This window comes from Haloferax sp. Atlit-6N (genome assembly GCF_003383195.1).
Classification (GTDB): domain Archaea; phylum Halobacteriota; class Halobacteria; order Halobacteriales; family Haloferacaceae; genus Haloferax; species Haloferax gibbonsii.
On sequence record NZ_QEQJ01000002.1, the window covers coordinates 1 to 24416 of the forward strand.

Sequence of the window (24416 nt, forward strand, 5' to 3'; positions counted from 1 at the left end):
AGGAAATCGAGCGCCGCGTCGAGCGCGCCGCCGAAATCGTCCAGCTGCAGGGCATGCTCGAACGCATGCCCGACGAGATGTCCGGCGGCCAGCGACAACGCGTCGCCATCGCCCGCGCCATCGTCCGCAACCCCGGCGTCTTCCTGATGGACGAGCCGCTGGCGAACCTCGACGCGAAGCTCCGGGTCCACATGCGGACCGAGCTCCAGCGCCTCCACAAGGAACTGGACACGACCATCATCTACGTCACCCACGACCAGGCGGAGGCGATGACGATGTCCGACCGCATCGCGGTCATCGACTCCGGACAACTCCAGCAGATCGACCCGCCGCTCGTCTGTTACAACGAACCCTCGAACCTGTTCGTCGCCGGCTTCATCGGCTCGCCCTCGATGAACTTCCTCGACGGCGAGGTCACGGAAAACGGGTTCGTCTCGACCAACATCGACGTGGAGTTCGACCCCGCGAACCTCGGCATCGAGGTGGGGACCGACGTCACGATGGGCATCCGCCCCGAGGACGTGTACCTCGTCGGCGACGAGGCGCTCGTCTCGAACCCCAGCCACCGCATCGAGGCCGTGACCGACGTGCTCGAACCGATGGGCGACGAGATATTCGTCTACCTGAAGCTCTCGGAGTCGGCCGAGACGGACCTCGAAGACACGAGCGGCGTCGCCAACGACCAACTGCTGATGAGCGTCGCACCCGACACCGACATCGAGGAGGACGAGGACGTGACGGTCGTCCTCGACCGCTCGCGCGTTCACCTCTTCGACACGGAGACGGGCGAGGCCATCAGCCACGGCATCGAGACGCCCGTCCAGACGAGCGGCGCGCCCGGCACGGAAGCGGAAAGCGACGACTGACGCGCCCGTAACACGGCCCGCGTCGGTTCGTCCTCGACCCCGCACGCGACTCGCACAGCCCGCACAACGCTTATCGGAGCCACACCACATCACACATCCATGGTCAACGAACTCGGTCTGTTCTACCTCGGCGGGATGACGGTCCTGTTTTTCTTCTGGGCCTACGGCATCGTCTCGTTCCTCCTCGACCTGAAGAACAAGTTCATTCCGAAGGGCAAGCAGTACCTCCGCGGGCGACGCCGACTCAAGGAGGAAAAGCGTCGCGAGGAAGAGCGCAAAGAGCGCGAAGAACAGCTCTACTGACGCCCAGTCTCGACCCGTGCCAGTCGCCTCGTCCCGCCTCGTCGTTCGCCTCACCTCGCGTCCCGAACGCCGTCTGACCGGGCGCTCGCGGTCGATTCTGGCAATTCAGGCCAAAGAACGTGAAACTTAACACCACCTGTAGTTAATCATCGAATCATGAGTACGGAATCATCGGTCCGAGTCGGTATCGTCGGACTCGGAAACATCGGACACCACCACGCAGACCGCCTCGTCGACCTCGGCGCGACCCTCGTCGGCGGCCTCGACATCCAGGCGGACGCCCGTCGTCGCTTCGCCGAGAAGTACGACGTGAACACCTACGAGGAGAAGTCGGAACTGTTCGGGGAGGTCGACGCGGTCATCATCACCACGCCGAACCGCTTCCACGAGGAGTACGCCGTCGCCGCGCTCGACGCGGGCCTCGACGTGCTGCTCGAAAAGCCGCTCGCGCACTCGCTCGAATCGGCCGAGCGAATCGCCGAGGCGGCCGAGGAGGCCGACGGCTTCTGCATGGTCGGCTTCAACAACCGCTTCGCCAACCCCGTCGAGGTCGTCCGCCACCACTACGAGGAAGGTCGCTTCGGCGACGTCACCCACGTCGAGGCCAACTACGTCCGCCGCCGCGGCATCCCCGGCCGCGGGTCGTGGTTCACCTCCAAGAAAGTCGCCGGCGGTGGCTCGCTCATCGACATCGGCGTCCACGCAATCGACCTCGCGCTCTACTTCCTCGACTTCCCCGAGGTCGTCGAGGTCTCCGGCGTCACCCGCTCGGAGTTCGGCGACCGCGACGACTACACCTTCGTCGAGATGTGGGGCGACGACGTCGGGCCGGAGGCCTTCGACGTGGACGACTCCGCGAGCGCCTTCATCCGCACCGAGGAGGGGACGACCATCTCCCTCGAAGTCGCGTGGGCGACGAACCGCCCGACCAACGACGAGTTCTTCCTCCGCGGCACGGAGGGCGGCGTGCGCTTCGACCGCGCGAGCCACGACCTCCAGTTCTACGAGGACGGCGTCGGCGGCGGCAACCACCTCTCGACGGCCGACGTAGAGACGCAGGACAACGACACCCACAAGACCGAACAGGAGGCGTTCCTCGCGGCCGTCGCCGAGGGCGAACACCCCGGCCGCAACACGGTCGAACAGGGCCTCGCCGTCCAGCGCGTCATCGACGCCATCTACCGCTCGTCGGAGACCGGGAAAGCGGTCCGCCTCGACGCGGTCGAGACCGAGACGCCCCCGGCGAACTGACCACCGCGAACGCGAACACTTCACAGCCCCACTTTTCACACCATGTCCGTCATCGACTCACTCAAGCGCCCGGAACACACCGGCGAGAACCGCTGTCTGCCGTGTACCGCCGTCAACGTCGCGCTGGTCGTCCTCGTCGGCCTCGCGGTCAGCGTGCTCTCGCCGCTGGTCGGCTTCGTCGTCCTCGTCGGCGGCGCGCTCGCCGTGTACCTGCGGGGCTACGTCGTCCCCGGCACGCCCTCGTTCGCGCCCCGGGTCGTCTCTGCGCTCGGCCTCGCCGGCGTCTTCGACCACGGCGACGCGGACTCGTCTCCCGACCGCCGGTCGGAGTCGCTCGACGCCAACGTCGACCCCGACGTGATGCTCTCGACGCTCCTGAACGCCGGGGTGCTCGTCGAGGAGGAAGACGGCCTCTTTCTCGCCGACGACGCCCGCGAGGAGTGGGAGTCGACGATGGCGACGCTCCGGAAGACCACTGACGAGGAACTCGCCGAGGCCGTCGCCAACGCGGTCCCGTTCGACGCGACGGTCGACGCCGAGTTCGGCGGTATCTCGCTGGACGGTCCCTCGATGTCCGTGTGGATTTCCCGGCCGCAGGCCATCGCGGACGTGGCGACGCTCTACACGGTCGTCGAGCGCGGCGTCGACCCGATGGTCGCGCTCGCGGCCACGGAGCCGATGCGGATGTTCACCGAGGTCTGTCCGGACTGCGGCGGCGCGGTCGAGGAGACGACGACGCGCAACTGCTGCGGCGGCACCGCGGGGCTGTACGACTCGCCGGAGCACGAGGTTCTCGGCTGTGCGGACTGCGGCGCGGTCGTCTACGAGTTTCCCGACGAGTAGCCGTTGCTGAGGGCCGTTGCTGGCGGGGAATGGCCGAGCGGAAAAGACGCGAGCGGAACCTGACGACGCGGCTTCAGACGATTTCGTCGCGGTTCGGAACCTCGTCGCGGCCGAGCAGAATCTCCTGTCCTTCCACGTCTTCGAGCGCGGCGACCAGCCCGCCGACCTCGACGACGCCCTCTTCGGTCTCGATGTGGAGCGACGCGACCTCCTCCGTGTCCTCGAAGGCCGTCTCGATGACGCGCCCTTCGACCACGATGGGGTCGCCGGTCTCGATGTCGCGGCCGGAGACGGAGGCGTAGAAGTCGCCTTCTATCTCGCGGATGTCTTTGACGGCCCGGCGGATGGAGGCGTAGCGGCGCGGGAACGGCCGGCGCTTGCCGTTGGCGACGATGGTCTCGGCGGTGCTCCAGAGGACGGTCCCGAAGAAGCCGCTCACGAGGAAGCCGAGCGCGGAGCGGTTGAAGATGACGCCGTAGCGGTCGCGGTCGTCGCGGAGGGCGTCTTGGGTCGCGTAGATGGAGTACTCGCCGTCGGCGACCGCGAGGACGGGCGAGGTGATGCCGCGGCGGGCGCGCGCGATAGTCGCCACGTCGAGGTAGTTGAACTCGTCCGGGTCGGGCGCGCGGGAGGCGGGCGTCACGAGCAGGTCGATGCTGACGCCGCTGTCGATGGCCGCCGCGAGGTCGTCGCGGAAGCGACGAAGCAGGTCGGGCGTCAACGAGAGCACGAGTTCGTACTCCGCGGCCTCGATAATCTCCTCGATGTAGCGGAGGATGGTCGACCGCGACTTGACGAGCGAGACGGCCTCGGTGTCGCGTGCCGGGGCGGTGTAGCGCGCCTCAAGCTCCTCGATGAGCTCCTCCAGCGAGGTCTTGACGTTCGCGAAGGCGTCGTCGGGGTCGACCGCGACGATTTTCATCGGCCGCGACTCACGGAGCTCGACGAGGCCGCGGTCCGACAGGCTCCGGACCGTGTCGTACACCCGCGGCTGGGGGATGCTGGTTCGGTCGGCGATTTCGCTCGCCGTCAACTGTCCGTGTTCGAGGACGGCCAGATACGCGTCTATCTCGTACTCGCCGAGGTTGAAGCGCTCACCGACTCGCTCCATGGTGAGCCGCAGTTCGTCAGCCATGGTCGTGACGTGTACGGCATCACCTAAATCATTTACTGAAATCCGAGTAGCACAAAATTCCGAAAACAAGTGGCACAAACGGTAGCAGACCGGCTGTCGGTCGCTGTTTGACGGGGGGCGGGCCGCCGCTCACATGTACATCCGGTCGTCGGGGAGGTCCGCCTCGCTGTCGCGGAGTCGCTCGGCGAGTTCGGCGTAGTACTGCTGGACCTCGGCCGCGAACGACTCCAGCGGCGAGGAGTCGACGCCGAGGTCGTACACGTCGTCTGCGGCCTCGACGAGTCGAATCGCCGCCTCCACGTCGGGCGCTTGGGCGTGGACGGGCGTGACGTAGACGCCGACGCCGAGGGGCGACCCGATGCCGCGCTCGACGAGCGCCGCGTTGGTGCCGTCGAAGAACCCTCGGCCCATCGGGTGGATGCCGCTGTCGGCGAGTCGCGCCTCGCGGTAGTCGTCGGTGGCGATGTAGAACACGCGGTGTTCGTCGGGGCCGTGGGCCATCGGAATCCCCGAGAGGACGGCCAGCTCCTCGACTTGGTTGCGCTCTGTCCACTCGAGGATGGCGTTACCGAACTGGGTGCCGTGGACGGCCGGGACGAACAGCTCGCCGACGAGGACGGTCACGTCGAGGTCCTCGCGGGAGAATAGCCGGGTGTGATGCCGGGGGCGGCCGTTTTCGAAGGGAGTCACCGCCGGGAGACCCTCGACGGTGAGGTGGCCGGTCTGTTCGAGGTCGAGGTGGTCGACGATGAAGTCGACGGCCGTGAGGCCGGCGAGTCCGAACGACGAGAAGCCGCAGAGGAGCGCTCGGCTGGGCGGCGTCTCGTGGGTGATGCGGAAGTCGGGGCGGGCGCTCGTCGCGTTGACCATGCAGATACTGCGACGCCCCGACACTTAGCCGTTCACCGCGACCGAACCCTCGGAGTAACAACCCTTTTTTCACCGCTCTCCGTTGCGGTTTCCATGGACGGAGTCGAGGGGGTTGCCGACGTGTCGGGCGCGGTCGGCGGGACGCTGACGGCGGGGAGCCACGTCGCGGTCGCCCCGCTCCAGTCGACGGCAATCGAGCCGCCGGCGTTCGTGCCGGACTACCTCCTGTTTCCGGGGTGGCGCATCGCCGTCGCTCTCGTTATCGTCGCCCTGGCGGTCGGGCTCTCGAAGTACATCGTCCGCCTGCTCGGACGACCGGTCGCCCGGCAGTTCCGGCGGCAGAGCGTCGCCCAGACGGTCCTCCGAATCGCCCGGCTCGCTATCGTCCTCCTCGGCGTCGGTCTCGGGGCGAACGTCCTCGGCCTCGAACTCGGCGACATCGTCCTCTCGGTGACGGTGTTCTCGGCGGTGCTGGGTATCGTCCTCGCGCCCATCGTCGGGAGCATCATCAACGGGGTGTTCGTCCTCTCGGACCAGCCGTTCGAAATCGGCGACATGATAGAACTCGACGACGGCACGAAGGGCTTCATCGACGAGATAACCCTGAGCTACACGAAGATATTCACCCTCGACAATACGTTTCTGGTGATGTCGAACTCGAACATCCGCGACCGCGACGTCATCAACTACTCCGCGGAGGACGAGCGGACCCGCCTGTCGCTCGACGTGCTCGTCACCTACGAGTCCGACATCGACGCCGCCCGCGACCTCGTCGAGCGCGCCGCCCGCGACTGCGACTCGGTGGTCGAAGGCGGTCCGGACATCCGCATCGGGAGCGCCCGCTACCCGGCGAAGCCGACCGCCTACATCAACTCCTACGCCGACAACGGCGTCCTCCTGCGCCTCCGCTACTGGGCGCTGAAACCGTACAAAATCGGTCGCATCCAGTCGGAGGTCCAGACGCGGCTCTGGACGCTCGTCGAGGAGTCCGAGGCCACCGTCGAGTTCGCCTACCCGCACACGCACCTCGTCTTCGACGAGACCAGCGGGAGCCTCCACGTCACCAGCGACGAGGCCGCGAACCAGCGTCACGCCACCGCGTCGCCGGCGCCGGGAGCGCCCGTCCAGCCGGTCTCTGACGGCGAGGGTGTCGACGCCCCGGAAACCCCAACTGACGCGACCGACGCCACGGAGCCGACGGACGTCGAGTCAGCGGATGCCGAGTCAGCGGATGCCGAGTCAGCGGACGCCGAGCCGACGGACGCCGAGTCGACGGACACCACCGACGACTGACGAGGAACGGCGGACACAGTCGGAACTGGGAACCGCATCGGAACCGGGAAAACGGGAAATCGAATCTGAACCCGAACCCGAGAGCCGCCGGCTCAGTCGTCCGCGCGGACGGTGATGACCGTGCAGTCGAGCTTTTCGCGGAGGAACACGTCGATGTCGGGGTCGTCGAGGAACCGGCGGAGCATCCGTCGCCAGCGGCTCGCCTGTTTCGACCCGATGACGACGATGTCGGCCTCCTCGGCGGCGACCTCTTCGAGAATCGTCTCCTCGACGAGGAAGCCTCGGCGGACCACGTAGCGCGCGCGGACGAGCGGGCCGAACTCGGCTTCGACCGCCCGCTTGAGTTCGGTCCGCGTGACGCCGCGGTTCGACTGGTAGAGGTCGACGTGGAGGACCGTCAGCTCGGCGTCGCGCTCGCGCGCGACGCGGACGGCCTCTTCGAGCGTCGCCCGGGAGTGTTTCGAGAGGGGGTACCGAACCGGGACCACGACCCGTGTCATACTCCGAAGCCACTCGCCGGGCGTGCGTGAACCTTTCCCTCTCGGTCGGCTTGGCCGGCGGACGCGCGCCCGTTTCCGACCCCTCGACCGCGCTCAGTCGTCGGCGCGGGTGGCCGACCGGCGCTCGATGCGCCCTTCGACCGCGGCGTCGAAGCCGACCTCGCGGGCGTACCGCGCCAGCGCGTCGTGCTGTATCTCGAACTCGCCGACGCGGTGGGCCTGCGTGATGGCCGGGAACTCCTGTGTGCTGTGGAGCAGGTAGTCGCTCGTGGCGACGGTGTAACGCGCCTCGGGGTCGACCGGCTCGCCGCCGACGAACGCCTCGACGACCTCGTCACGGTCGTCGTCCCAGACGATGCGCGCGCCGCTGACGTGGGCGTGCCACCAGTCCGGTTCGCCGAAGCCCATCTCGGTCCCGCGGGCGGCCCCGAACGCCGCCAGTAGCTCCGTACCGGTCACCTCGGCGACGACGAGGTGCTCCTCGAAGGGGACGAGGCTCACGAGGTCGGCGTGGGTCACGTCGGGGCCGACGGGCGGGCCGGAGCGGATGCCGCCGCTGTTCTGCAGCCCCACGTCCGCGCCGGTCGCCCAGCGGTAGGCGTCGGCGATGGCGTTGCCGACGCGGCACTCGCCGGCCGCGACGGTCTCCTCGGCGCGGTCCATCGGGCGGTCGATTCGACAGAGCACCTCGTCGAGGCCGGCGGCGTCGACGCGGCCCGCCAGCGCCGCGACCAGCCCCTCGTCGGCCCGGTACTCGGCGGTCCGGTGGCGGACCGTCTCGATTCTGTCGGCGGCGACGCGGACCTCCCAGACGACGTGGCCGTTCGCCCCGGGGCGGACGATTGGTACGCCGTCGACCACGTCGTCGCGCTCGGCGTGGACGTGGCCCCCGAGGACGAGGTCCACGTCGCACCGGGCGACGAGTTCGTCGTCGCCGCTACCGAGGTGCGAGAGCGCGACGACGAGGTCCGCGCCGTCGTCTCTGAGCGCGGCGGCCGCGTCGGCGGCGGCCGCGTAAGGGTCGGAGAAGCCGACGTCGGCCGCCTCCGGGTTGATAGTGCCGGTCGCGGGGTCGGTGACGCCGAAGAAGCCGAGGGTCAGCCCGTCCACCTCGCGGGTCGTTCGCGGGACGGTTCCCTCGTCGGCGGCGAACCGGCCGCCGTCCTCGCCGTGGACGTTGCTCGTGACCCACGTCGGTCGGCTCGCGGCGACGAGTTCGCGGGTCCGGCTCGGCCCGTAGTCGAAGTCGTGGTTGCCGAACGTTTCGAGGTCGGCGTCCACGGCGTCGTAGAAGTCGAGCGCCTGTCCGCCGCGCTCGACGAGCGAGAGGACGCCCGGCGCGGTGTTGTCGCCGGTGCCGACCACGAGCGTGTCGTCGCCGTCGAGGGCGCTGACGCAACCCGCGAGGCGGCCGGCGCGCTCGGTGTCGTCGAAGACGTTCTCGATGTCGGAGTAGTGGAGGAGCCGAGGCATTCGCTTCTCGAATGTGGCGGTGCGGGCGGATAAGAAGCCGTCGGGACGGCCCGCGCCGTCGACGTGGGCCAACCCGAGTCGGACCGACGCGGGCCGGTCTCGACCGGGTGAGCGTCGTCTCTACTCGCCGTCTTTCCCTTCGAGTTCGAACGCGACTTCGACCTCGGCTTGGTACTCTCGGGTCTCGACGGACGCGAGTTCGACGCCGAGTTCCTTTACTTCGACCCAGTGGACGCCCGCGAGCGTCTCCTCGGCGCGGTTAATCGCGTCGTCGACGGCGGCGTCGAAACTCTCTGCACTCCGACCGACAAGGGTGATTTTCTTGAACACCATCTCGTCGGACCCTTCGTCTTACTATCACAAATAATCGTCCCCGATTCGGCGGCGACGGCGGGACGAGCCGAAGGGGCGGGCGGCGGTACGTGGCGGAAGGGTGCGCGGCTCACTCGTCGGGCCGATACGGACGCGCCGTCTCGGCTCGCGCCGCGACGCGCGTTCGCCCCCACGACACGGCCGCGGAGTCGTAACTCACGACCAGCGCCTCCGGCCCGCCCATGTGGTCGTAGACGACGAGCGTGACCGACGCCGTCGTCGGTCGGTCCACGACCACGACGCCGTACGGCGGGTCGCCTTCGACCGCGGACACGCGGACGCCGGCGTCGACCATGGCGTCGAGCCCGTCGGGGTACCGGTTCGAGAGCCAGTCGAGGGACTCCGCCGAGAGAACGAGCGTGGCGCTGTCACCGAGCCGCGCGAGTTGCTCGTGCGCTTCGGGCCAGATGCTGAACAGGAACGGGCCGTTGAACCCGGAGATACTCGTCGATTCGCCGAGGTCGAACTCGAGCGGGGAGCACTCTTCCATCGCCGCGAGGTCGCCGGTGCAGACGACCGCGTCGCGGAACAGCGAAGGTGGCGGGTTAACCGATTCCGGGAGGCGGTCGAGCACCGGTTTCGCGTCGAGCACGTTCGCCATCGACCGGAGCGCCTCGTCGTGCGTCTCCAAGGCGACGCGACCCGCGCTCGTGGCGACGAAGCCGCCGTTCGACCGCTCGACGAGTCCGAGTTGAACGAGGCGCTCGACGCCGCGGTCGACGGTGGACCGAGAGACCGAGAGCGCGCGGACGAGGTCGGCCTTCGAAAGCGACTCCGACGAGAGCGCCTGGAGAAGCCGACGGCGGCGGCCGACCGCCTCGAACGCGTCGGCCGCGTCCCCGCCCTCGTCTTCGTCCTCGTCACCAATCCAACTCGACATCGGTGTGAACATCTCAGGGCCTACACAAATGTATATCGGGACTCCGGATATTCGCCCGCAATCGGGGGGCTCGGGCGGACCGGCGGCCGCCTCAACGTGTCAACGAGATGTTGATTCGAGGCGTTTCTGCAACGCGCCGACGACGTCGGAGAGGTGTGCGGTCCCCCAGATGGCGACGATGACCCCACCGACGGCGTCGAACACGAGGTCGAGGAGCGTGTCGTCGAGGCCGTACTGCGTCAGCACCGACGCGGTGCCGGCGAGCGAGGCAACCCCCGAGATGGCGAACTCGATGACTTCCCAGAAGACCCCGAACGCGAGCACGAAAAGCAGGATGAAGACGAACATGAACCGCGGCGGCAGGTAGATGTCCGCCGTGTGCTCGTCGACCGCGCGGACGGTCGCGTAGCCGGCGGCCGCCACGACCGACGACGACAGCGCGTGCGTGAGGTGGTCCCACCACCAGACGCCCGCGTAGAAACTGGTCTCCGAACCGGGGAAACCGACCGTACCCAGCGCGTGGAGGAACGCCGCCGTCGATATCCAGAGCGTCAGTCCGGCGTCCATCGGGATGCGGTAGTCGCGTTCGAGTAGCGCCGGGAGGTAGGTCACGCCGAGGCCGACGAGCGCGTTGACGACGATGCCGAGGTTCCCGCGGTCGAGGCCGATGAAGACGAGACCGACGAGGACGACCTGCATCGCCCGCGAGAGCTGGCGCTGGCGTCGCGCGTCGATGTGGAGGTGCGAGCGAATCTTCACGACGACTCACCGCCCTCTCTCGTGGCGTCGTCGTCAGTTCCCGCTGGACTCACGTCCTCGGCGACGTCCGCCACCTCCTCGGGGAGCCGCTCGCGCGAGCCGGCCCGGCGGCGGAAGTAGTACTCGAACAGCAACCCGGCCCCGAGTCCGGCGACGGTGGCGGCGACGAAGTCCCACATCAGCCCCGCCTCGACGACGTGTTCGGGTCGGCCGTTCAACAGCAGGCGCGTCCCGAGATAGAGGTCCGAGAGCCACTGGACGACCGCCCAGACGCCGGCGGCGGCCATCGTGGCGATGACGACGAAGAAGACGGCGAACGAGTGGTTCATCCGGACCGGCGTGAACACGTCGAGTTCGACGGCGACGATGAGCGCGATGGCGGCCACCGCGAGGTACGTCGAGACGCGTCCGGTGAACGTCACGCCGCCGATGGTCTGGCCCCGAACGAGGACGCGAGCGACGAGCGGGAGCGACGCGAGCGCGACGACCTCCCACGGCAGCATCGCTCTCGGTTCGCGGAAGGCGACCGCCGGAACGACGGTGACCGCGGCGACGACGGCCGCGAACCCGCCCCAGACGAGGTCGCCGCCGGTGACGACGCTCCCGACGGCGACGGCGATGAGGAACCCCACGAACAGCCACGCGAGTACCGCGTTGAGCCGTCTACTCCGGACGAATTGCGCCAGCTCCGTCTGTGCGGCCTGCGACATGCTCGTCCGTTAGCGACGGGCTGAGAAAACGTTTGGGCGAAGACGCCCCGTTTCGATTACGTGTTCGTTCCGTGAACGACCTCGTAGTCGTTCCCACCACCGTTCGACACGCCGATGATTGCCCACTCGTATGGAAGGTCGATACCGCGAAGCCGCTCTCGAAGCGCGCTGATGTGGTCGTCCCACGTCACGAAGCAGCGGAACCGATACGGTGTCTCGGTTCCGCCGTCTGCGAGCACCGGACGGCATTCGGTCGCTTCTCGCGAACTCAGTGCGGTCACGTGGACCGTACGCCACTTGCGTTCGGCCAGCATATCGGTTCCGTCGCCCGAGACGGAGTAGCCGAGCCGGCCGAATATCGACCGAGCCTCCTGGACGGGAGGCATCGAAGCCTGGGCCATGCACGTCTACGTACACCCGCACCCCTGATAAAGATTGCCACGGTATGACATACCAATAGTTGACGAACGGTCGCGCCGGGCGCTCGACTACTCGTGAGCGGCGTCCCACTCCTCGGGCTTTCTGACGTTTCCGCAGTTGTTGCACTCGATGCGGGCCATCGTGTCCATCGCGGTGTCGAACGAGTCGCAGTTACCGCAGAGGTACCCCCATCGGCTCTCGGCGTCCTCGGTCGAGTACACCACGTAGAACGGTCCCTTCGAGCCGCGCTCGGCCTCGTCAGTGGCGACGAAGACAGTCTTGCCGCTCGATACGGTCTGGGTCTGGAGTTCGGCCATGCCACCGATTCGCGCGGGGGTGGCTTAAGAAATTGGTCCCTACGTCCGGAACGACTCGCCGCAGCCGCAACTGCTCTCGGCGTTCGGGTTGTTGACGTGGAAGCCCGCACCCTGCAGGCCGCCCTCGAAGTCGAGGGTGGAGCCGCCGATGTAGTTCATGCTCGCGGGGTCGACGAACACACGGAGGCCGTGCTGTTCGACGACCGTGTCGTCGTCTTCCGGTTCGTTGTCGAAGCGCATCCCGTAGGACAGCCCGGCGCAACCGCCCTGCTGAACGAACAGCCGGAGGCCCGCCACGTCGGTGTCCATCGACTCTCCTTCGAGGAGGGAGACGGCTTCGTCCGCGGCCGCGGGCGTGACCGTGACCGCCACATCGCCGCCGCCACTCGCGGATTCCGTGCTCATACGCCCCACTATACTGTGGGAACGGTTAACTGTGGCGCAGGCGGAACCCGGTGCCGGCTCGGTAGGATGTGGCTACCGGCCGCAAGTCAGAGGAAAACGAGTCGAACGAGCCGCGTTCGCCTACTCTTCGAACCGCTCGCGGACGCTCTGAGCGTGGGCGTCGAGTCCTTCGGCCTCGGCGAGCGTCGTAATCGTCTCCGAGAGCTCCGACAGTCCCTCGCGGTCGAGGCGCTGGACCGTCGTCGAGCGGACGAAGTGGTCCACGGAGAGCCCGCCCTGTCGCTTCGCGCCGCCGCCCGTCGGGAGGACGTGGTTCGTCCCGGAGGCGTAGTCGCCGGCCGCGACGGGCGTGTACGGGCCGAGGAAGACGCTCCCCGCGGAGTCGATGCGGTCCAACAGCGCCTCGTCGTCGTCGGCCTGAATCGTCAGGTGCTCGGCGGCGTACTCCTCGGCGAACAGCACCGCCTCGGACATCGACCGCGCGAGGAGGACGCCCGACGCGTCGCCTTCGAGCGCCGCCTCGATGGTCTCGGTCCGCTCGCGCTCGCTCGCCTGTCGTTCGACCTCCGCGACGACTTCCTCGGCGAGGTCGGCGTCGTCCGTGACGGCGACGACCGACGCGTTCGGGTCGTGTTCGGCCTGCGCGACGAGGTCGGCGGCGACGAACCGCGCCTCGGCGGTCTCGTCGGCGACGACGAGCACCTCGGAGGGACCGGCGAGGAAGTCGATGTCCACGTCGCCGCGGACCTCGGCCTTCGCCGCCGTGACCCACTTGTTGCCCGGCCCGACGACCTTCTGGACGGCCTTCACCGTCTCCGTGCCGTAGGCGAGCGCGGCGATGCCCTGCGCGCCGCCGACCGAGTACACCGCGTCCGCGCCCGCGACGTGCATCGCGGCGAGCGTGACGGGGTTCATCTGGTCCGCGGGCGGCGTGGTGACCGCGACGTGTTCGACCCCCGCGACCTTCGCGGGGATGACGCCCATCAGGACGCTCGACGGGTAGGCGGCGGTGCCGCCGGGTGCGTAGACGCCGACTCGGTCCAGCGGGCGGTAGCGACGCCCGAGCTCGCGGCTGCCGGCGTCGCCGAACTCCTCGCGCCAGTCCTCGGGGACCTGTTTTTCGTGGAACTCGCGGACGTTCGCCGCGGCGGCCTCGATGGCCTCGCGCACGTCGTCGTCGATTTCGTCGTAGGCGCGCTCGGCGGCGTCGGTCACGTCGATGTTACCGACCTGAACGCCGTCGAACTCGCTTGAGAACTCACGGACCGCCGCGTCGCCCTCGCGGCGGACGCGCTCGACGATGTCGCGCACGTCGGAGCGAACCTCCTCGACCCCGGCGTCCCGCTCGAAGAAGGCGCGGCGGGCGTCGGTGCCGAGGTCGGCCAGTTCGCGAACCTCGATGTTCATACCCCGGCTTTGCGGCCGGCGCGAAAAGTCGTTGCGGAAGCGGTGGGCGGCGCTCGCGTCCCGCGCCGCGGCCTCGCGCGACCTACGCCACGTCGCGCTGTTCCGTGTACGTCAGCGTCCGGTCGTCGGTCTCGATGGTCGTCTGGACCGTAATCCAGCCGTCGGCCTGTCGGACCGCGAACGCCTCGGAGTACGAGAGTTTGACGCGCTTCGTCGTCGTGTAGGACTCGCCGGCCGCGAGGTCGCCGACCGCTTGGGACCCGCGCCAGACCTCGTCGTCCGGGTCGGTGCTGTTACCGACGAAGATGCGGCTGTAGACGGTGACGCCGGAACTGTCGGCGTCCTGCTGGTTGGTTATCGTGCTCGTCACGTCGCGGCACGTCTGGCCACACTTCTCGATGTTGTCGACGACGACGCCGAACGGCGGCACCGATTCGCTCTCGGACGCGTCGCCGTCTCCGTCGCCGCTACTGCTGTCTCCGCTCTCGCTGTCACTACTTCCGCTGTCGCTGCTACCGCTGTCGCCGTCGTCGGGCGGCGCGGTCGTCTGCGTGGGGAACGGTTCGTCTGAGTCGCCGGCGTCGTCGGAGAACGGTCCGATTCCGGTCACGAACGCGGCCGAGACGCCGGCCGTGAGGAGGACCAGAACTGTCGCGGCGACGAGGAGTGTTCGTCTCATAACTGAATTGAAACTTCGTCTTGGACGGCTGTCGTTCAGCTCAGTTGCCGGCTACCTTCGGGTCGCACTTAGTTACGCACCCGAAAAGTCGGTGGCGAGGTCGCTTAGCGAGTCCCCAAGCGACCCGTCGAGGGCCTCGTTCAGGAAGTCGCTAACGAGGTCGTGGATGTCCGAGACGAACTCCGGGACCGGGCCGGGGAGTTCGCCGGGCGGCCCCTGCTGGCCGGCCTCGGGGCCCGATTGCTGTGCGTTCTCGCTCGGTGCGGCGGCGGCGACGCCCGCGGTCGCGACGAGAGCCGCGAGCGCGACGCCGACGAGGGTGAGTCTGCGTCGGTTCATGGTGAATCGCTTCGGTCGCCACTCGCGGAGCGACGCTCATGAATACGGGACACCGTGGCGGGCGTTTTGCGCCGGTTTCGCCGAGTTTCGCCGCGGTTCGCGTCGAATTGCCGCCGGTTCGGGGGCGCTACTGACCCAACTGCTCGCGCATGGCGGCGAACCCGGCTTCGGGGTCCACGTCCGCGCCCTGCGCCTCCAGCGCCTCGCCGAGGGCGGTCAGGAGGAACGAGACGTTCTCCGGCCGCGCCGAGTGGCCCATACAGCCGACGCGGAAGATGTCGCCCGCGAGCGCGCCGAGGCCGCCGGCGATTTCGAGGTCGTAGTGGTCGAGCACGTAATCGATGGCCGCGCCCGCGTCGACGCCGTCGGGGACGAGCACCGCGTTGAGGCTGGGGAGCCAGTACTCGTCTTCGGGGTTGAGTCCGAGGCCCATCGCCTCGACGCCGGCTTTCAGCGCGCCCGCGACCCGGCGGTGGCGCGCCCACCGCTCCTCGATGCCCTCCTCGGCGACCAGTCGGAGCGCCTCGCGGATGGCGTAGACGTTGGTGATTGGCGCGGTGTGGTGGTACGATCGGTCGTCGCCCCAGTAGCCCTCAAGCAGCGACAGGTCGAGGTACCACGAACGAGGCGGCTCCTCCCGCGAGAGCACCTTGTCCATCGCGCGGTCGTTGAGCGTCAGCGGGCTCGCGCCCGGCGGGCACGACAGGCACTTCTGCGGCCCGGAGTAGGCCACGTCGATGCCCCAGTCGTCGACTTCGAGTTCGACCCCGCCCAGCGAGGTGACGGTGTCGGCGACGACGAGCGCGTCGTGGTCGTGGGCGATGCTCGTCAGTTCGGGGACGCCCGGCTGTTTCACGCCCGTCGAGGTCTCGGCGTGGACGAACCCGAACACGTCCGGCTGGTGCTCGTCGAAGGCGTCCTGCACGTCAGCGGGGTCGAGCGGCTCGCCCCACGGCGCGTCCACGTGGACGACCTCGCCGCCGGCGCGCTCGGCCATCGACTCCATGCGCCCGCCGAAGTAGCCGTTCGTCGGGACGAGCATCGTGTCACCCGGTTCGACGAGGTTGCCGATGGCGGCCTCCATCGACGCCGACCCGGTCCCCGAGACCGGAATCGTCCACTTGTTGTCGGTGCGGAACGTGTAACGCATGAGCTCCTGCACCTCGTTCATGATGTCGATAAACGACGGGTCGAGGTGACCGACGAGCGGCGTGGACATCGCGCGGAGCACGCGCGGGTGGACGTCGCTCGGGCCGGGGCCCATCAGCGTGCGATTCGGCGGGGTGAGTTCGCCGACATCGGGTGCATCGGACATGGTCTGACTGCACGTGCCACGCAAACGGGCAAAAGGGATGTGATTGCGGAACGCTGTGAAAAGGACTCGGCGGGCGACCCCGACCCGTTGGAGGCCAGCCGAGTGCTTCGAGTAGCCCGCTCAGCCCGACAGCGCCTGCGCGACCTTCTCTATCGGGTGCGGCGGTCGCCGCGCCGCGTCGTCCCTGTCTTCCAGTTGCGTCCGGCACGACGCGCCGGGAGCGACCACTTCGTCGCCCCGGCTCTCGTCGACCTGTTCGAACAGGATGTCTCCCATGGCCTTCGAGAGGTCGTAGTGTTCGGCCTCGTAGCCGAAGCTCCCAGCCATGCCGCAACAGCTCGAATCGAGCGGGTCGACCTCGTAGCCGACCCGCCGGAGGACGCCCACCGCGTGGTGGTCCTTGTTCAGCGCCTTCTGGTTGCAGTGGCCGTGGTAGGTGAGGGAGCCGAGCGCGCCGCCGTCGGCGACCGCGGAGGCGACGGGCCCGGCCGCGCCGTCACCGTCGGGCGAGCGCCCGCGAATCGGGAGAGTCTCGTCCAGTCGGTGGGTGTCGAGGAACTCCATGACGCCGTAGGCGGCCGCGGCGACCGGCGCGACCGCGTCGTCCGGCAGGAGGTCGGCGTACTCGTCTTGGAACATCACCGCGTCCGAGGGCTCGACGAAGACGACCGACCAGCCGTCTTCGACCGACGGGCGGAGCGTCTCGACGTTGTGTCCCGCGCGCCGCCGCGCGAGGTCGAGGAAGCCGCCGGAGTAGGCGGCGCGACCGCTCGGCTCGACGCCCTCCGCGAGTCGGACGTGGACGCCGGCGGCCTCCAGCACCCGCACCGCCGCCTTCCCGATTTCGGGCGTGACGTAGTTCGTGTAGGTGTCGGGAAACAGGAGGACGCGGTGGTCGGCCTCCGCCGCCGGCACGCGGGGTCGTCGCGCGTCCATCCACGATTCGAGCGTGTCGCGGGTGAACGAGGGGAGCGACCGGTCCGGGGCGATGCCCGCGAGTCGCTCCATCGCGGCCCGCGCACCCGGAATCTCGGCCGCCCAGTTCGAGACGGGCGCGAGGGCGCTTCCGACGCCCGCCAGCCGGTCGATGTTGGCGAACAGGCGCTCGCGGAGCGACGCGCCCGCCTCGGCGTGGTAGGCGTGTTTCACCTCGGCTTTGAGCTTCGCCAAATCGACGCCGGTCGGGCAGTCGTTCTGACAGCCCTTACAGCCGACGCAGAGCCCGAGGACCTCCTCTTGGAACCGGTCTGAGTGAATCTCGTCCTCCGGGAGGTCGCCGCTGATGGCTGCGCGGAGCATGTTGGCCCGCCCGCGGGTCGTCTCGGCCTCGTCCTTCGAGGCGCGGTAGGTCGGACACATCGTCTCCGACCCGGTCTGCCGACAGGTGCCGCAGCCGTTGCAGAGTTCGACGAGGTGCGAAAAGCCGCTCTCGTCCGAGAAGTCCAGCGTCGTCGCGGGCTCGATGGACTGGTAGGCCGCGCCGTACCGGAGGTTCTCGCGCATGTCCGCGCCGACGCCGCGGTCGCCGTCCGGCCCCGGGTCGGAGGGGCCGTCCCGGTAGACGACGTTCCCGGGGTTCATGCGCCAGTCGGGGTCGAACGCCGTTTTCAGCTCCTTGAACGCGCCCCAGAGTTCGGGGCCGTACATCTTGGGATTCCACTCGGTTCGGGCCATCCCGTCGCCGTGCTCGCCCGAGAACGCCCCGCGATGATCCAACACGAGGTCGGTCACGTCGTCGGTGATGGCGCGCATCGTCTCGATGCCCGCGCCGTCCTTCAGGTTCAGAATCGGGCGGATGTGGAGCGTCCCCGCGCCGGCGTGGGCGAAGTACGCGGCCGAGGTGCCGTGTTCTTCCAGCACCGCCTCGAACGACTGGACGTACTCCGCCAACTCCTCGGGGGGGACGCTCGCGTCCTCGATGAACGGGTAGGGCTTCGGGTCGCCCGGCAGCGACATGAGGAGCGGAATCGCCGCCTTGCGGAGCTTCCAGAGGTCCGCCTGCGCCGCGGGCGTGTACGCCTCGATGGCGTCGAACGCGCCGCCGTCGGCGTCGGCGTCGCCACGGGCCTCGCCGTCGCCGTCTCGCAGGAAGTGCTCGTTCGCCTCGCGAATCACCGCCTCGAAGTCGTCGTGCAGTTCGGCGTCGAACTCCAGCATCAGGGTCGCGGCCGTCCCGTCGGGAATTTCCTCGACGTACTGGGCGTACTCGCTGGACTCGGCGGCCATCCGCAGCACCTCGTCGTCCATGAGTTCGACCGCGCTGGCGTCGAAGTCGAGCGCGTCGGGGACCGCCGCCATCGCCGCCACGAGGTCGTCGTAGGCGTAGAGGACGAGCGCCGTCTCCTCGGGGACCGTCACGAGAGACACGGTGGCCTCGACGACGACGCCGAGGGTGCCCTCCGCGCCGACGAACAGTTTGGAGAGGTTGATAACCGTCTCGCCGCCGTCGCTCTCGGAGACGACCTTGTGGAGGTTGTAGCCCGACACCGACCGCTTGAGGCTCGGATACCGCCGCTCGATTTCGTCTTCGTGTTCCTCGACGAGGCCGAGGACGGTCCGGTAGAGGTGGGCCTCGCGGTCGTCCTTCCCGACGATGCGATCCCACTCGTCGCTCCCGACGACCACGTCGCGGGTGTGGACGACCGACCCGTCGGCGAGGACGACCCGCAACTCCTCGGTGTAGGCGTCGGTGATGCCGTAGCGGACCGAGTGCGCGCCCGTGGAGTTGTTGCCGATGCCGCCGCCGACGGTCGCCCGGTTCGATGAGGCGGGGTCCGGCGCGAACTTCAGTCCGTGGTCGGCGAGGCGGTCGTCGAGGTCGTCCTGCACCACGCCGGGTTGGACCCGCGCCCGCCGCGCGTCGGGGTCCACGCAGACGATTTCGTCCATGTACTTCGAGCAGTCGATGACGACGCACCCGGGGCCGACGGTCTGTCCCGCCAGCGACGACCCCGCCCCGCGCGGGAGGACGGGAACGTCGTGCTCGGCCGCCGTCCGCACCGCGGCGCGCACGTCGTCCTCGTCGCGGGGGACGACCACGCCCGCCGGGCGCGCCCGGTAAATCGAGCCGTCGGTCGCGTACAGCACCTGCGCGTACTCGTCGAAGCGCACCTCGCCGGAGACGACTTCCCGAAGGTCGGCGGCGAGGTCGGCGTGCTCGGCTACGTCGACCACGTCGTAGTCGCGCGACTCCTGAAACCGCCGGAAGTCGCCTCGTTCCTCGCCGTCCGTCTCCGCCGCGATTCGGGTCGCCCGCGAAGGGCCGTCGCCAGACATTATCACGTATAATCGTGCAGGATAGCAAAAACCTGTGTGTGACTCGCCATGTTTGCCAGAAGCGGTAGTCGTTCGCGGCGGACCGGCTTCGTCGCGCGCGGGCCGAGTGTGCCGAGTTGGGTGAGAACCCGTCTACTGCGGCGGGTTCCGGGGGTAGTTCCCGACGCCGGTCCGCAGTTCGCCGTCGGCGACAACCCAGCCCTGGCGGTCCGCCGGGAGGTCGTAGGCGGCGACGTGGTCGACGTACTCGTTGTAGTTCCAGCCGCCGACCCACCACGAGTTCGCGCCGCGGAGTTCGACGCTCACCGAGACGTTCGTCGTCTCGGGGCCGTCGTACCGCACGAACAGCACCGACTCGTAGTCGTAACACCGGGTGTCGTCGCTGTTGCTCGGCCAGTCACACGGGACGAGCCGGGCGTTCTCTCGCGGTTCGAACAGGGGTTCCGTCCCCTCGGGCGCGAGCGTGTCGATGGACTGGTTCACCCGCACGTCGGCGAACAGGTCTATCGCGTCGTGTTCGACGCGGAGCGTGTCGGAGTCGTTCTGACTGTACTCGCTCGCGGGAATCGGCTCCCAGCGGACCAGTCGGTCGTTCTCGACGACCGCCCGGTAGTAGGTCGGGTCGGCGGGAATCTCGTCGGCCCGGAGGCGGAGCATCGGGCCGTACTCCGTTTCGACCACGTCGTACGCCCAGCCCGTCGGAAGCAGGTACTCGCGGGACTCGACGGCGTCGCCGACCGCCGAGGAGCCGTCGCTGACGGGTAACGGCACGAGGACCGTCACGTTCGAAATCGGTTCGTCGGCCGAGACGCGGACGCTGTAGTCGTACTGGCTCCCGTAGGAGTCGAGAAACGAGAGCCGGCCGAACGCCCAGAGGCCGCCGGCCGCGACCGCGACCACGACGAGCGCGGCGACGACGACGATGCCGAGTGTGCGGACGTTCATCGAAACCACCGAGCGGGCTAGTCCGCCCGCTCAGACCGCCGCACCTCCCGCGGCGGTGCCCGCGGTCGACTCCACGAACTCGGCGAAGTCGGCGGCGAACGACTCGACTTCGTCCCAGTCGGTGTACTCGTAGTCGCGGGAGGCGTCCGTGTCGCCGGTCGCGTCCTTGGCGATGCGCTTCATCATCATCCGGGTGAGAAAGCCGTACTCCGAGTACCGAAGCGCCCCGCCGAACGCGGCCATCCGCTCCGGATGCCAGCCGCTCTCTTCGACGAACTCGTCGAGGTACGTCGCGACCTCGGCGCGGGCGTCCTCGTCGTCGAGCGCCGACGACAGCGACACCTGGAAGAAGCCGTTGGGCCGCGCCTCGATGTCGTCGCGGTGCTCGCGGACGAACTCGTAGACCGGCTTCGAGTGCGCGCCAAGATGAATCGACGACCCGACGAGCACCGCGTCGGCGTCGGCGAGCGCCTCGCCAACGTCCGAATCGGCGACCGAGGCGGTCCTCGCGTCGTGCCCGTGCGCCGCCAGCGCCTCGGCGATGCGCCCGGCTATCTTCTCGGTCTGTCCCTCTTTGCTCCCGTACGCGACGAGTATCGTCCCCATACAGCTCACCGCGTACCTGTTGGTTCGCTCACAGCATAACCCCACACACAGCCTCTCACCCCCCGAGAACCGACCGCGTCCCGATTCGACGCGAAGCCGGCCGAGTCGACTCCGACCCGCGAGGAGGAACTATTTTCCCCGTCGCCGCATCACCTCAGAATACAACTCATGAATATCTCGATGGGAACCTATCTGGTCACGCAGTCGGACCGCTCCGGCGGGCGGTCGACGCCGGACGTGGTGCAGGCCGCGGTCGACGGCGGCGTCGACGTCGTTCAACTCCGCGAGAAGCACGCGAGCGCCCGCGACCGCTACGAGGTCGGCCGCGAGGTTCGCGCCGTGACGGCCGACGCGGGCGTCACCCTCGTCGTCAACGACCGGGTCGACATCGCGGCCGCCATCGACGCCGACGGGGTCCACCTCGGCGACGACGACGTGCCCGTCTCGGTCGCGCGCGAACAGCTCGGCGACGACGCCATCGTCGGCCGGTCGGTCTCGACCGTCGCGGGCGCGAGAGCCGCCGAGGAGGCCGGCGCGGACTACCTCGGCGTCGGCGCGGTGTTCGCCACGGACACGAAGGACACGGACCCCGAGCAGTCCGAAATCGGGACCGAGCGGGTGTCGGCCATCGCGGACGCCGTCTCGATTCCGTTCGTCGGCATCGGCGGCGTCACGCCCGACAACGCCGCCGACGTGGTCGCCGCCGGGGCCGACGGCGTCGCGGTCGTCTCGGCCATCACCGCCGCTGACGACCCCGCCGACGCGACCCGCCACCTCGCCGACTCGGTCGCCGCCGGGAGGGACCGCCGATGAGCGGACGAGACGACGCTGACGGCGCGGGTGGACAGGGCGGTTCGGACGGCGCGACCGGTCCGGGCGGCGTGCCTGACGTGGCGCTGGACGAGGTGCTGGCCGCCGTCGCGGGCGAACAGCCGCTCATCAACTCGGTCACGAACGACGTGACGGTCAACGACGTGGCGAACATCACGCTCTACTGGGGCGGCCTGCCGGTCATGTCCGACGACGAGCGCGAAGTCGGCGACATGGTCGGCATCGCCGACGGCTGTCTGCTCAACATGGGGACCGTGAGCGAGTCCGGCGAGGAGACGATGCTGACTGCCGGTCGCGCCGCGAACGAGGCCGGCGTCCCCCTCGTCGTCGACCCCGTCGGCGTCGGTGCGACCCCGACGCGCGACCGGGTCGCGGACCAACTCGTCACCGACCTCGACGTGGACGTGCTCAACGGCAACTACGGGGAAATTTCCGCGCTCGTCGGCGACGACACCGAGGTCCGCGGGGTCGAGTCGGTCGGCGAGTACGCCGAAATCGCCGCCGCGGCCGTCGAGTGCGCCCGGAAGACCGGCGCGGTCGTCGTCGCCTCCGGCGAGACCGACATCGTCGCCACCGAGGAGGCCGCCTTCGAGGTCGACGCCGGCCACTCGATGATGGGCGCTGTCGTCGGCACCGGCTGTATGCTCGGCGTGACGCTCGCCGTGTTCGGGGCCGCCCTCGACGACCCGCTTTCGGCGGCACTCTCTGGGACCGCGGCCTACGGGCTCGCGGGCGAACTCGCCGCAGAGGGCGCGTTCGGCGACTACCGCGGCCCGGCGAGCTACAAAATCGCCTTCCTCGACGCGGTCGCCGGACTCGCGGACGCCTCGACGCCAGACATCGCCGACCGAATCGACCGCATCGAGGTCCGATAGATGCCGGGGACCGCCCCCGACCCGCGGACGCCGCCGTACGTCCTCACCGTCGCCTCCAGCGACTCCGGCGGCGGCGCGGGCATCCAAGCGGACCTGAAGACGATGACTCGGCTCGGCGTCTACGGCGGGTCGGTTATCGTGGCCGCGACGGCCCAGAACACCCGCGGCGTCGAGGGCTCGCACGTCCTCCCGGCCGAGTCGATTCGCGCCCAGTACGAGGCCGTCGCCGACGACTTCGACGTCGCCGCCGTCAAACTCGGGATGCTGGCGACCGCCGAGGCCGTCGAGACGGTCGCCGACTGCCTCGCCGACTACGACGGCCCGGTCGTCCTCGACCCCGTGATGGTCGCCACCTCCGGCGACCGACTGCTGGACGAGGACGCCGTCGACGCCTACGACGCCCTGTTCGCGCGGGCGACGCTCGCGACCCCGAACGCCGACGAGGCCGAGGCGCTGACGGGCGTGTTCCCCGACTCGCCGGCAGCCGTCTCCGAGGCAGCCGACTGGTTCTTCGACCGGGGTGTCGACGCCGTGCTCCTGAAGGGCGGCCACGTCGCCACCGACGACGACACCGTGGTTGACACGCTCGTCACGCCGACGGAGACGACGACGTTCGTCAATCCGCGCATCGACGCGACGGCGACTCACGGGTCTGGCTGTACGCTTTCGAGCGCCGTCGCCGCCCGACTCGCCCGCGGCGACGACCTCGCCGACGCCGTCCGAAACGGCATCGAGTTCACGCGCGCGACCCTCGCCGAACCGGCCGGCGTGGGCGAGGGCGCGGGGAGCGTGAACCACCTCGTCGGCGTCGGCGACGGCTGGACCCCCGACGCGGACGCGGACGCGCCCGACGGCGACGACTGACCGCCGGGCGCGCCGGCACTCGTCCGAGGCGCTCGCGGCACGCGCCTTTTTCCAGACACGTGTCGTATCACGGACATGGCAGAGAAAGCAGCCGCGAACGCGCTCCGCGCCCGAATCGAGAGTGGCGGCGTCGCGCTCGGCGTCCTCGACAACACCTACAGCCCGACGCTCGTGGAGTTCTACGGCGAACTCGGCGTCGACTTCGTGTGGCTCGACCTCGAACACGGCGGACCGAGTTCGCTCGACTCGGGCGCGATGGAGAACCTCCTCCGCGCGGCGGAACGAACCGGCATCGAGCCGTTAGTCCGACTCCCGACGACGGACCCGGAGTTCGTCCGGAAAGCCCTCGACCTCGGCGTCAGGAACGTCTTCCTCCCGCGCGTGGAGTCGGCCGCGGAGGTCCGCGAGGCGGTTCGGTCGGCCCGATTCACCTACGGCGACGGCCCCGGCGACCGCGGCCTCGCGTCGCCGCGCGCCCGCCGGTGGGGGCTCGCCGACGACTACGTCGCGAGCGAGGACCGCGAGACCCTCGTCGGCGTGACCATCGAGACCGCCGAGTCGCTTTCGGACCTCGACGCGATTCTCGACGTGCCCGAACTGGGCTTCGTCTTCATCGGCCCGTTCGACCTCTCGGTGGCGCTCGGCCACCCCGGCGAGATAGACCACCCGGACGTGCAGGAGGCCGTCGAGCGAGTCCGCTCGGCCGCGGTCGAGGCCGGCGTCCCCGTCGGCGGGCTCGGCTTCGGCATGGACGACGTGAACGAGAAGGCGGAAAACGGCTATCAGCTCATCAACCTCGGCAGCACCACCGGCGCGCTCAAGGGCGTCGTCGACGGCTGGTTCGACGCCGCGACGTTCGACCGCGAAGCGTAGCGCCCGCGC

At 69.1% G+C, this 24416-nt stretch carries 27 protein-coding genes; 9 read left to right on the forward strand and 18 right to left on the reverse strand.

The window, feature by feature from the left end; translation table 11 throughout:
* The 4 genes from DEQ92_RS09075 to DEQ92_RS09090 form a co-directional block, all read left to right on the forward strand.
* The coding region (locus DEQ92_RS09075) for an ABC transporter ATP-binding protein (RefSeq protein ID WP_147299483.1) at window positions 1-866 on the forward strand (866 nt) is incomplete at its 5' end.
* 99 nt (window positions 867-965) lie between these two features.
* On the forward strand, window positions 966-1169 hold the full coding sequence (locus DEQ92_RS09080) for a hypothetical protein (RefSeq protein ID WP_004042869.1): 204 nt from the start codon (window positions 966-968) through the stop codon (window positions 1167-1169).
* Window positions 1170-1325: 156 nt separating this feature from the next.
* On the forward strand, window positions 1326-2420 hold the full coding sequence (locus DEQ92_RS09085) for a Gfo/Idh/MocA family protein (RefSeq protein ID WP_050459742.1): 1095 nt from the start codon (window positions 1326-1328) through the stop codon (window positions 2418-2420).
* 42 nt (window positions 2421-2462) lie between these two features.
* Window positions 2463-3263, forward strand: a complete 801-nt coding sequence (locus tag DEQ92_RS09090) for a hypothetical protein (protein ID WP_004974688.1) — start codon at window positions 2463-2465, stop codon at window positions 3261-3263.
* A 73-nt stretch (window positions 3264-3336) separates the two neighbouring features.
* On the opposite strand, the gene trmB is transcribed toward DEQ92_RS09090, so the two are convergent.
* Window positions 3337-4398: an HTH-type sugar sensing transcriptional regulator TrmB gene (trmB, locus tag DEQ92_RS09095; RefSeq protein ID WP_004974690.1), complete on the reverse strand. Its 1062-nt coding sequence runs from the start codon at window positions 4396-4398 to the stop codon at window positions 3337-3339.
* 129 nt (window positions 4399-4527) lie between these two features.
* Window positions 4528-5268: a proteasome assembly chaperone family protein gene (locus DEQ92_RS09100; protein ID WP_115805022.1), complete on the reverse strand. Its 741-nt coding sequence runs from the start codon at window positions 5266-5268 to the stop codon at window positions 4528-4530.
* Between the two features lie 93 nt (window positions 5269-5361).
* Here DEQ92_RS09100 and DEQ92_RS09105 point away from each other — a divergent pair, with 93 nt between their 5' ends.
* Entirely contained in the window at window positions 5362-6561 is a 1200-nt protein-coding gene (locus tag DEQ92_RS09105) for a mechanosensitive ion channel family protein (RefSeq protein ID WP_115820687.1), read from the forward strand.
* A 92-nt stretch (window positions 6562-6653) separates the two neighbouring features.
* Here the strand turns inward: DEQ92_RS09105 and DEQ92_RS09110 are convergent, their stop codons facing one another.
* The 16 genes from DEQ92_RS09110 to DEQ92_RS09185 all read right to left on the reverse strand — a co-directional run bounded on the left by DEQ92_RS09110 (window position 6654) and on the right by DEQ92_RS09185 (window position 20964).
* Window positions 6654-7061: a universal stress protein gene (locus DEQ92_RS09110; protein ID WP_004974696.1), complete on the reverse strand. Its 408-nt coding sequence runs from the start codon at window positions 7059-7061 to the stop codon at window positions 6654-6656.
* Between the two features lie 93 nt (window positions 7062-7154).
* Entirely contained in the window at window positions 7155-8534 is a 1380-nt protein-coding gene (locus DEQ92_RS09115) for a bifunctional UDP-sugar hydrolase/5'-nucleotidase (RefSeq protein WP_049905057.1), read from the reverse strand.
* A 120-nt stretch (window positions 8535-8654) separates the two neighbouring features.
* Window positions 8655-8867 (reverse strand): dodecin, encoded by a 213-nt coding sequence (locus tag DEQ92_RS09120; protein ID WP_004969446.1) that lies wholly within the window; start codon window positions 8865-8867, stop codon window positions 8655-8657.
* A 109-nt stretch (window positions 8868-8976) separates the two neighbouring features.
* Window positions 8977-9786 (reverse strand): winged helix-turn-helix domain-containing protein, encoded by an 810-nt coding sequence (locus DEQ92_RS09125; RefSeq protein ID WP_004974701.1) that lies wholly within the window; start codon window positions 9784-9786, stop codon window positions 8977-8979.
* Between the two features lie 99 nt (window positions 9787-9885).
* The gene (locus DEQ92_RS09130; RefSeq protein ID WP_004974704.1) at window positions 9886-10545 is read right to left on the reverse strand and encodes a hypothetical protein; all 660 of its coding nucleotides are present in this window, start codon (window positions 10543-10545) and stop codon (window positions 9886-9888) included.
* Window positions 10542-11255: a hypothetical protein gene (locus DEQ92_RS09135; protein WP_115820688.1), complete on the reverse strand. Its 714-nt coding sequence runs from the start codon at window positions 11253-11255 to the stop codon at window positions 10542-10544. The genes DEQ92_RS09130 and DEQ92_RS09135 overlap by 4 nt, the downstream gene beginning before the upstream one ends.
* Before the next feature lie 56 nt (window positions 11256-11311).
* A complete protein-coding gene (locus DEQ92_RS09140; RefSeq protein ID WP_004974708.1) occupies window positions 11312-11656 on the reverse strand; it encodes a hypothetical protein in 345 nt (114 codons plus the stop codon).
* A gap of 87 nt (window positions 11657-11743) precedes the next feature.
* The gene (locus tag DEQ92_RS09145; protein ID WP_004974710.1) at window positions 11744-11992 is read right to left on the reverse strand and encodes a DUF5816 domain-containing protein; all 249 of its coding nucleotides are present in this window, start codon (window positions 11990-11992) and stop codon (window positions 11744-11746) included.
* Between the two features lie 39 nt (window positions 11993-12031).
* A complete protein-coding gene (locus DEQ92_RS09150; RefSeq protein ID WP_004062279.1) occupies window positions 12032-12397 on the reverse strand; it encodes an iron-sulfur cluster assembly accessory protein in 366 nt (121 codons plus the stop codon).
* A 120-nt stretch (window positions 12398-12517) separates the two neighbouring features.
* Window positions 12518-13798, reverse strand: coding sequence for a histidinol dehydrogenase (gene hisD, locus DEQ92_RS09155; protein WP_193363458.1), 1281 nt, complete (start codon window positions 13796-13798; stop codon window positions 12518-12520).
* Between the two features lie 88 nt (window positions 13799-13886).
* A complete protein-coding gene (locus tag DEQ92_RS09160) occupies window positions 13887-14483 on the reverse strand; it encodes a hypothetical protein (protein ID WP_115820689.1) in 597 nt (198 codons plus the stop codon).
* 72 nt (window positions 14484-14555) lie between these two features.
* A complete protein-coding gene (locus DEQ92_RS09165; RefSeq protein WP_115805026.1) occupies window positions 14556-14822 on the reverse strand; it encodes a hypothetical protein in 267 nt (88 codons plus the stop codon).
* Window positions 14823-14949: 127 nt separating this feature from the next.
* Entirely contained in the window at window positions 14950-16086 is a 1137-nt protein-coding gene (locus tag DEQ92_RS09170) for an alanine--glyoxylate aminotransferase family protein (protein ID WP_004974718.1), read from the reverse strand.
* Window positions 16087-16257: 171 nt separating this feature from the next.
* Window positions 16258-19413, reverse strand: coding sequence for an FAD-binding and (Fe-S)-binding domain-containing protein (locus tag DEQ92_RS09175; protein ID WP_115820690.1), 3156 nt, complete (start codon window positions 19411-19413; stop codon window positions 16258-16260).
* Window positions 19414-19545: 132 nt separating this feature from the next.
* A complete protein-coding gene (locus DEQ92_RS09180; protein ID WP_050459735.1) occupies window positions 19546-20358 on the reverse strand; it encodes a hypothetical protein in 813 nt (270 codons plus the stop codon).
* A 30-nt stretch (window positions 20359-20388) separates the two neighbouring features.
* Window positions 20389-20964 (reverse strand): flavodoxin domain-containing protein, encoded by a 576-nt coding sequence (locus DEQ92_RS09185; protein ID WP_004974726.1) that lies wholly within the window; start codon window positions 20962-20964, stop codon window positions 20389-20391.
* Between the two features lie 180 nt (window positions 20965-21144).
* Here DEQ92_RS09185 and thiE point away from each other — a divergent pair, with 180 nt between their 5' ends.
* From thiE to DEQ92_RS09205, 4 genes are all read left to right on the forward strand, one after another.
* Window positions 21145-21777 (forward strand): thiamine phosphate synthase, encoded by a 633-nt coding sequence (gene thiE / locus DEQ92_RS09190; RefSeq protein WP_199522910.1) that lies wholly within the window; start codon window positions 21145-21147, stop codon window positions 21775-21777.
* A complete protein-coding gene (gene thiM / locus DEQ92_RS09195; RefSeq protein WP_199522901.1) occupies window positions 21774-22670 on the forward strand; it encodes a hydroxyethylthiazole kinase in 897 nt (298 codons plus the stop codon). Before thiE ends, thiM begins: the two co-directional genes overlap by 4 nt.
* On the forward strand, window positions 22671-23534 hold the full coding sequence (gene thiD / locus DEQ92_RS09200) for a bifunctional hydroxymethylpyrimidine kinase/phosphomethylpyrimidine kinase (RefSeq protein ID WP_115805029.1): 864 nt from the start codon (window positions 22671-22673) through the stop codon (window positions 23532-23534).
* A gap of 75 nt (window positions 23535-23609) precedes the next feature.
* Window positions 23610-24407: an HpcH/HpaI aldolase/citrate lyase family protein gene (locus DEQ92_RS09205; protein ID WP_004974733.1), complete on the forward strand. Its 798-nt coding sequence runs from the start codon at window positions 23610-23612 to the stop codon at window positions 24405-24407.
* The last annotated feature ends 9 nt before the right edge of the window (window positions 24408-24416 follow it).

Coding starts and splice junctions, on each gene's coding strand:
- DEQ92_RS09180 (WP_050459735.1), bottom strand. CDS start 20,358: ATGAACGTCCGCACACTCGGCATCGTCGTCGTCGCCGCGCTCGTCGTG.
- DEQ92_RS09105 (WP_115820687.1), top strand. CDS start 5,362: ATGGACGGAGTCGAGGGGGTTGCCGACGTGTCGGGCGCGGTCGGCGGG.
- DEQ92_RS09140 (WP_004974708.1), bottom strand. CDS start 11,656: ATGGCCCAGGCTTCGATGCCTCCCGTCCAGGAGGCTCGGTCGATATTC.
- thiM (WP_199522901.1), top strand. CDS start 21,774: ATGAGCGGACGAGACGACGCTGACGGCGCGGGTGGACAGGGCGGTTCG.
- DEQ92_RS09165 (WP_115805026.1), bottom strand. CDS start 14,822: ATGAACCGACGCAGACTCACCCTCGTCGGCGTCGCGCTCGCGGCTCTC.
- DEQ92_RS09090 (WP_004974688.1), top strand. CDS start 2,463: ATGTCCGTCATCGACTCACTCAAGCGCCCGGAACACACCGGCGAGAAC.
- DEQ92_RS09120 (WP_004969446.1), bottom strand. CDS start 8,867: ATGGTGTTCAAGAAAATCACCCTTGTCGGTCGGAGTGCAGAGAGTTTC.
- DEQ92_RS09125 (WP_004974701.1), bottom strand. CDS start 9,786: ATGTCGAGTTGGATTGGTGACGAGGACGAAGACGAGGGCGGGGACGCG.
- DEQ92_RS09115 (WP_049905057.1), bottom strand. CDS start 8,534: ATGCCTCGGCTCCTCCACTACTCCGACATCGAGAACGTCTTCGACGAC.
- DEQ92_RS09205 (WP_004974733.1), top strand. CDS start 23,610: ATGGCAGAGAAAGCAGCCGCGAACGCGCTCCGCGCCCGAATCGAGAGT.
- trmB (WP_004974690.1), bottom strand. CDS start 4,398: ATGGCTGACGAACTGCGGCTCACCATGGAGCGAGTCGGTGAGCGCTTC.
- DEQ92_RS09100 (WP_115805022.1), bottom strand. CDS start 5,268: ATGGTCAACGCGACGAGCGCCCGCCCCGACTTCCGCATCACCCACGAG.
- DEQ92_RS09135 (WP_115820688.1), bottom strand. CDS start 11,255: ATGTCGCAGGCCGCACAGACGGAGCTGGCGCAATTCGTCCGGAGTAGA.
- DEQ92_RS09170 (WP_004974718.1), bottom strand. CDS start 16,086: ATGGGCCCCGGCCCGAGCGACGTCCACCCGCGCGTGCTCCGCGCGATG.
- thiE (WP_199522910.1), top strand. CDS start 21,145: ATGGGAACCTATCTGGTCACGCAGTCGGACCGCTCCGGCGGGCGGTCG.
- DEQ92_RS09150 (WP_004062279.1), bottom strand. CDS start 12,397: ATGAGCACGGAATCCGCGAGTGGCGGCGGCGATGTGGCGGTCACGGTC.
- DEQ92_RS09085 (WP_050459742.1), top strand. CDS start 1,326: ATGAGTACGGAATCATCGGTCCGAGTCGGTATCGTCGGACTCGGAAAC.
- DEQ92_RS09145 (WP_004974710.1), bottom strand. CDS start 11,992: ATGGCCGAACTCCAGACCCAGACCGTATCGAGCGGCAAGACTGTCTTC.
- DEQ92_RS09080 (WP_004042869.1), top strand. CDS start 966: ATGGTCAACGAACTCGGTCTGTTCTACCTCGGCGGGATGACGGTCCTG.
- DEQ92_RS09110 (WP_004974696.1), bottom strand. CDS start 7,061: ATGACACGGGTCGTGGTCCCGGTTCGGTACCCCCTCTCGAAACACTCC.
- DEQ92_RS09160 (WP_115820689.1), bottom strand. CDS start 14,483: ATGAGACGAACACTCCTCGTCGCCGCGACAGTTCTGGTCCTCCTCACG.
- thiD (WP_115805029.1), top strand. CDS start 22,671: ATGCCGGGGACCGCCCCCGACCCGCGGACGCCGCCGTACGTCCTCACC.
- DEQ92_RS09175 (WP_115820690.1), bottom strand. CDS start 19,413: ATGTCTGGCGACGGCCCTTCGCGGGCGACCCGAATCGCGGCGGAGACG.
- DEQ92_RS09185 (WP_004974726.1), bottom strand. CDS start 20,964: ATGGGGACGATACTCGTCGCGTACGGGAGCAAAGAGGGACAGACCGAG.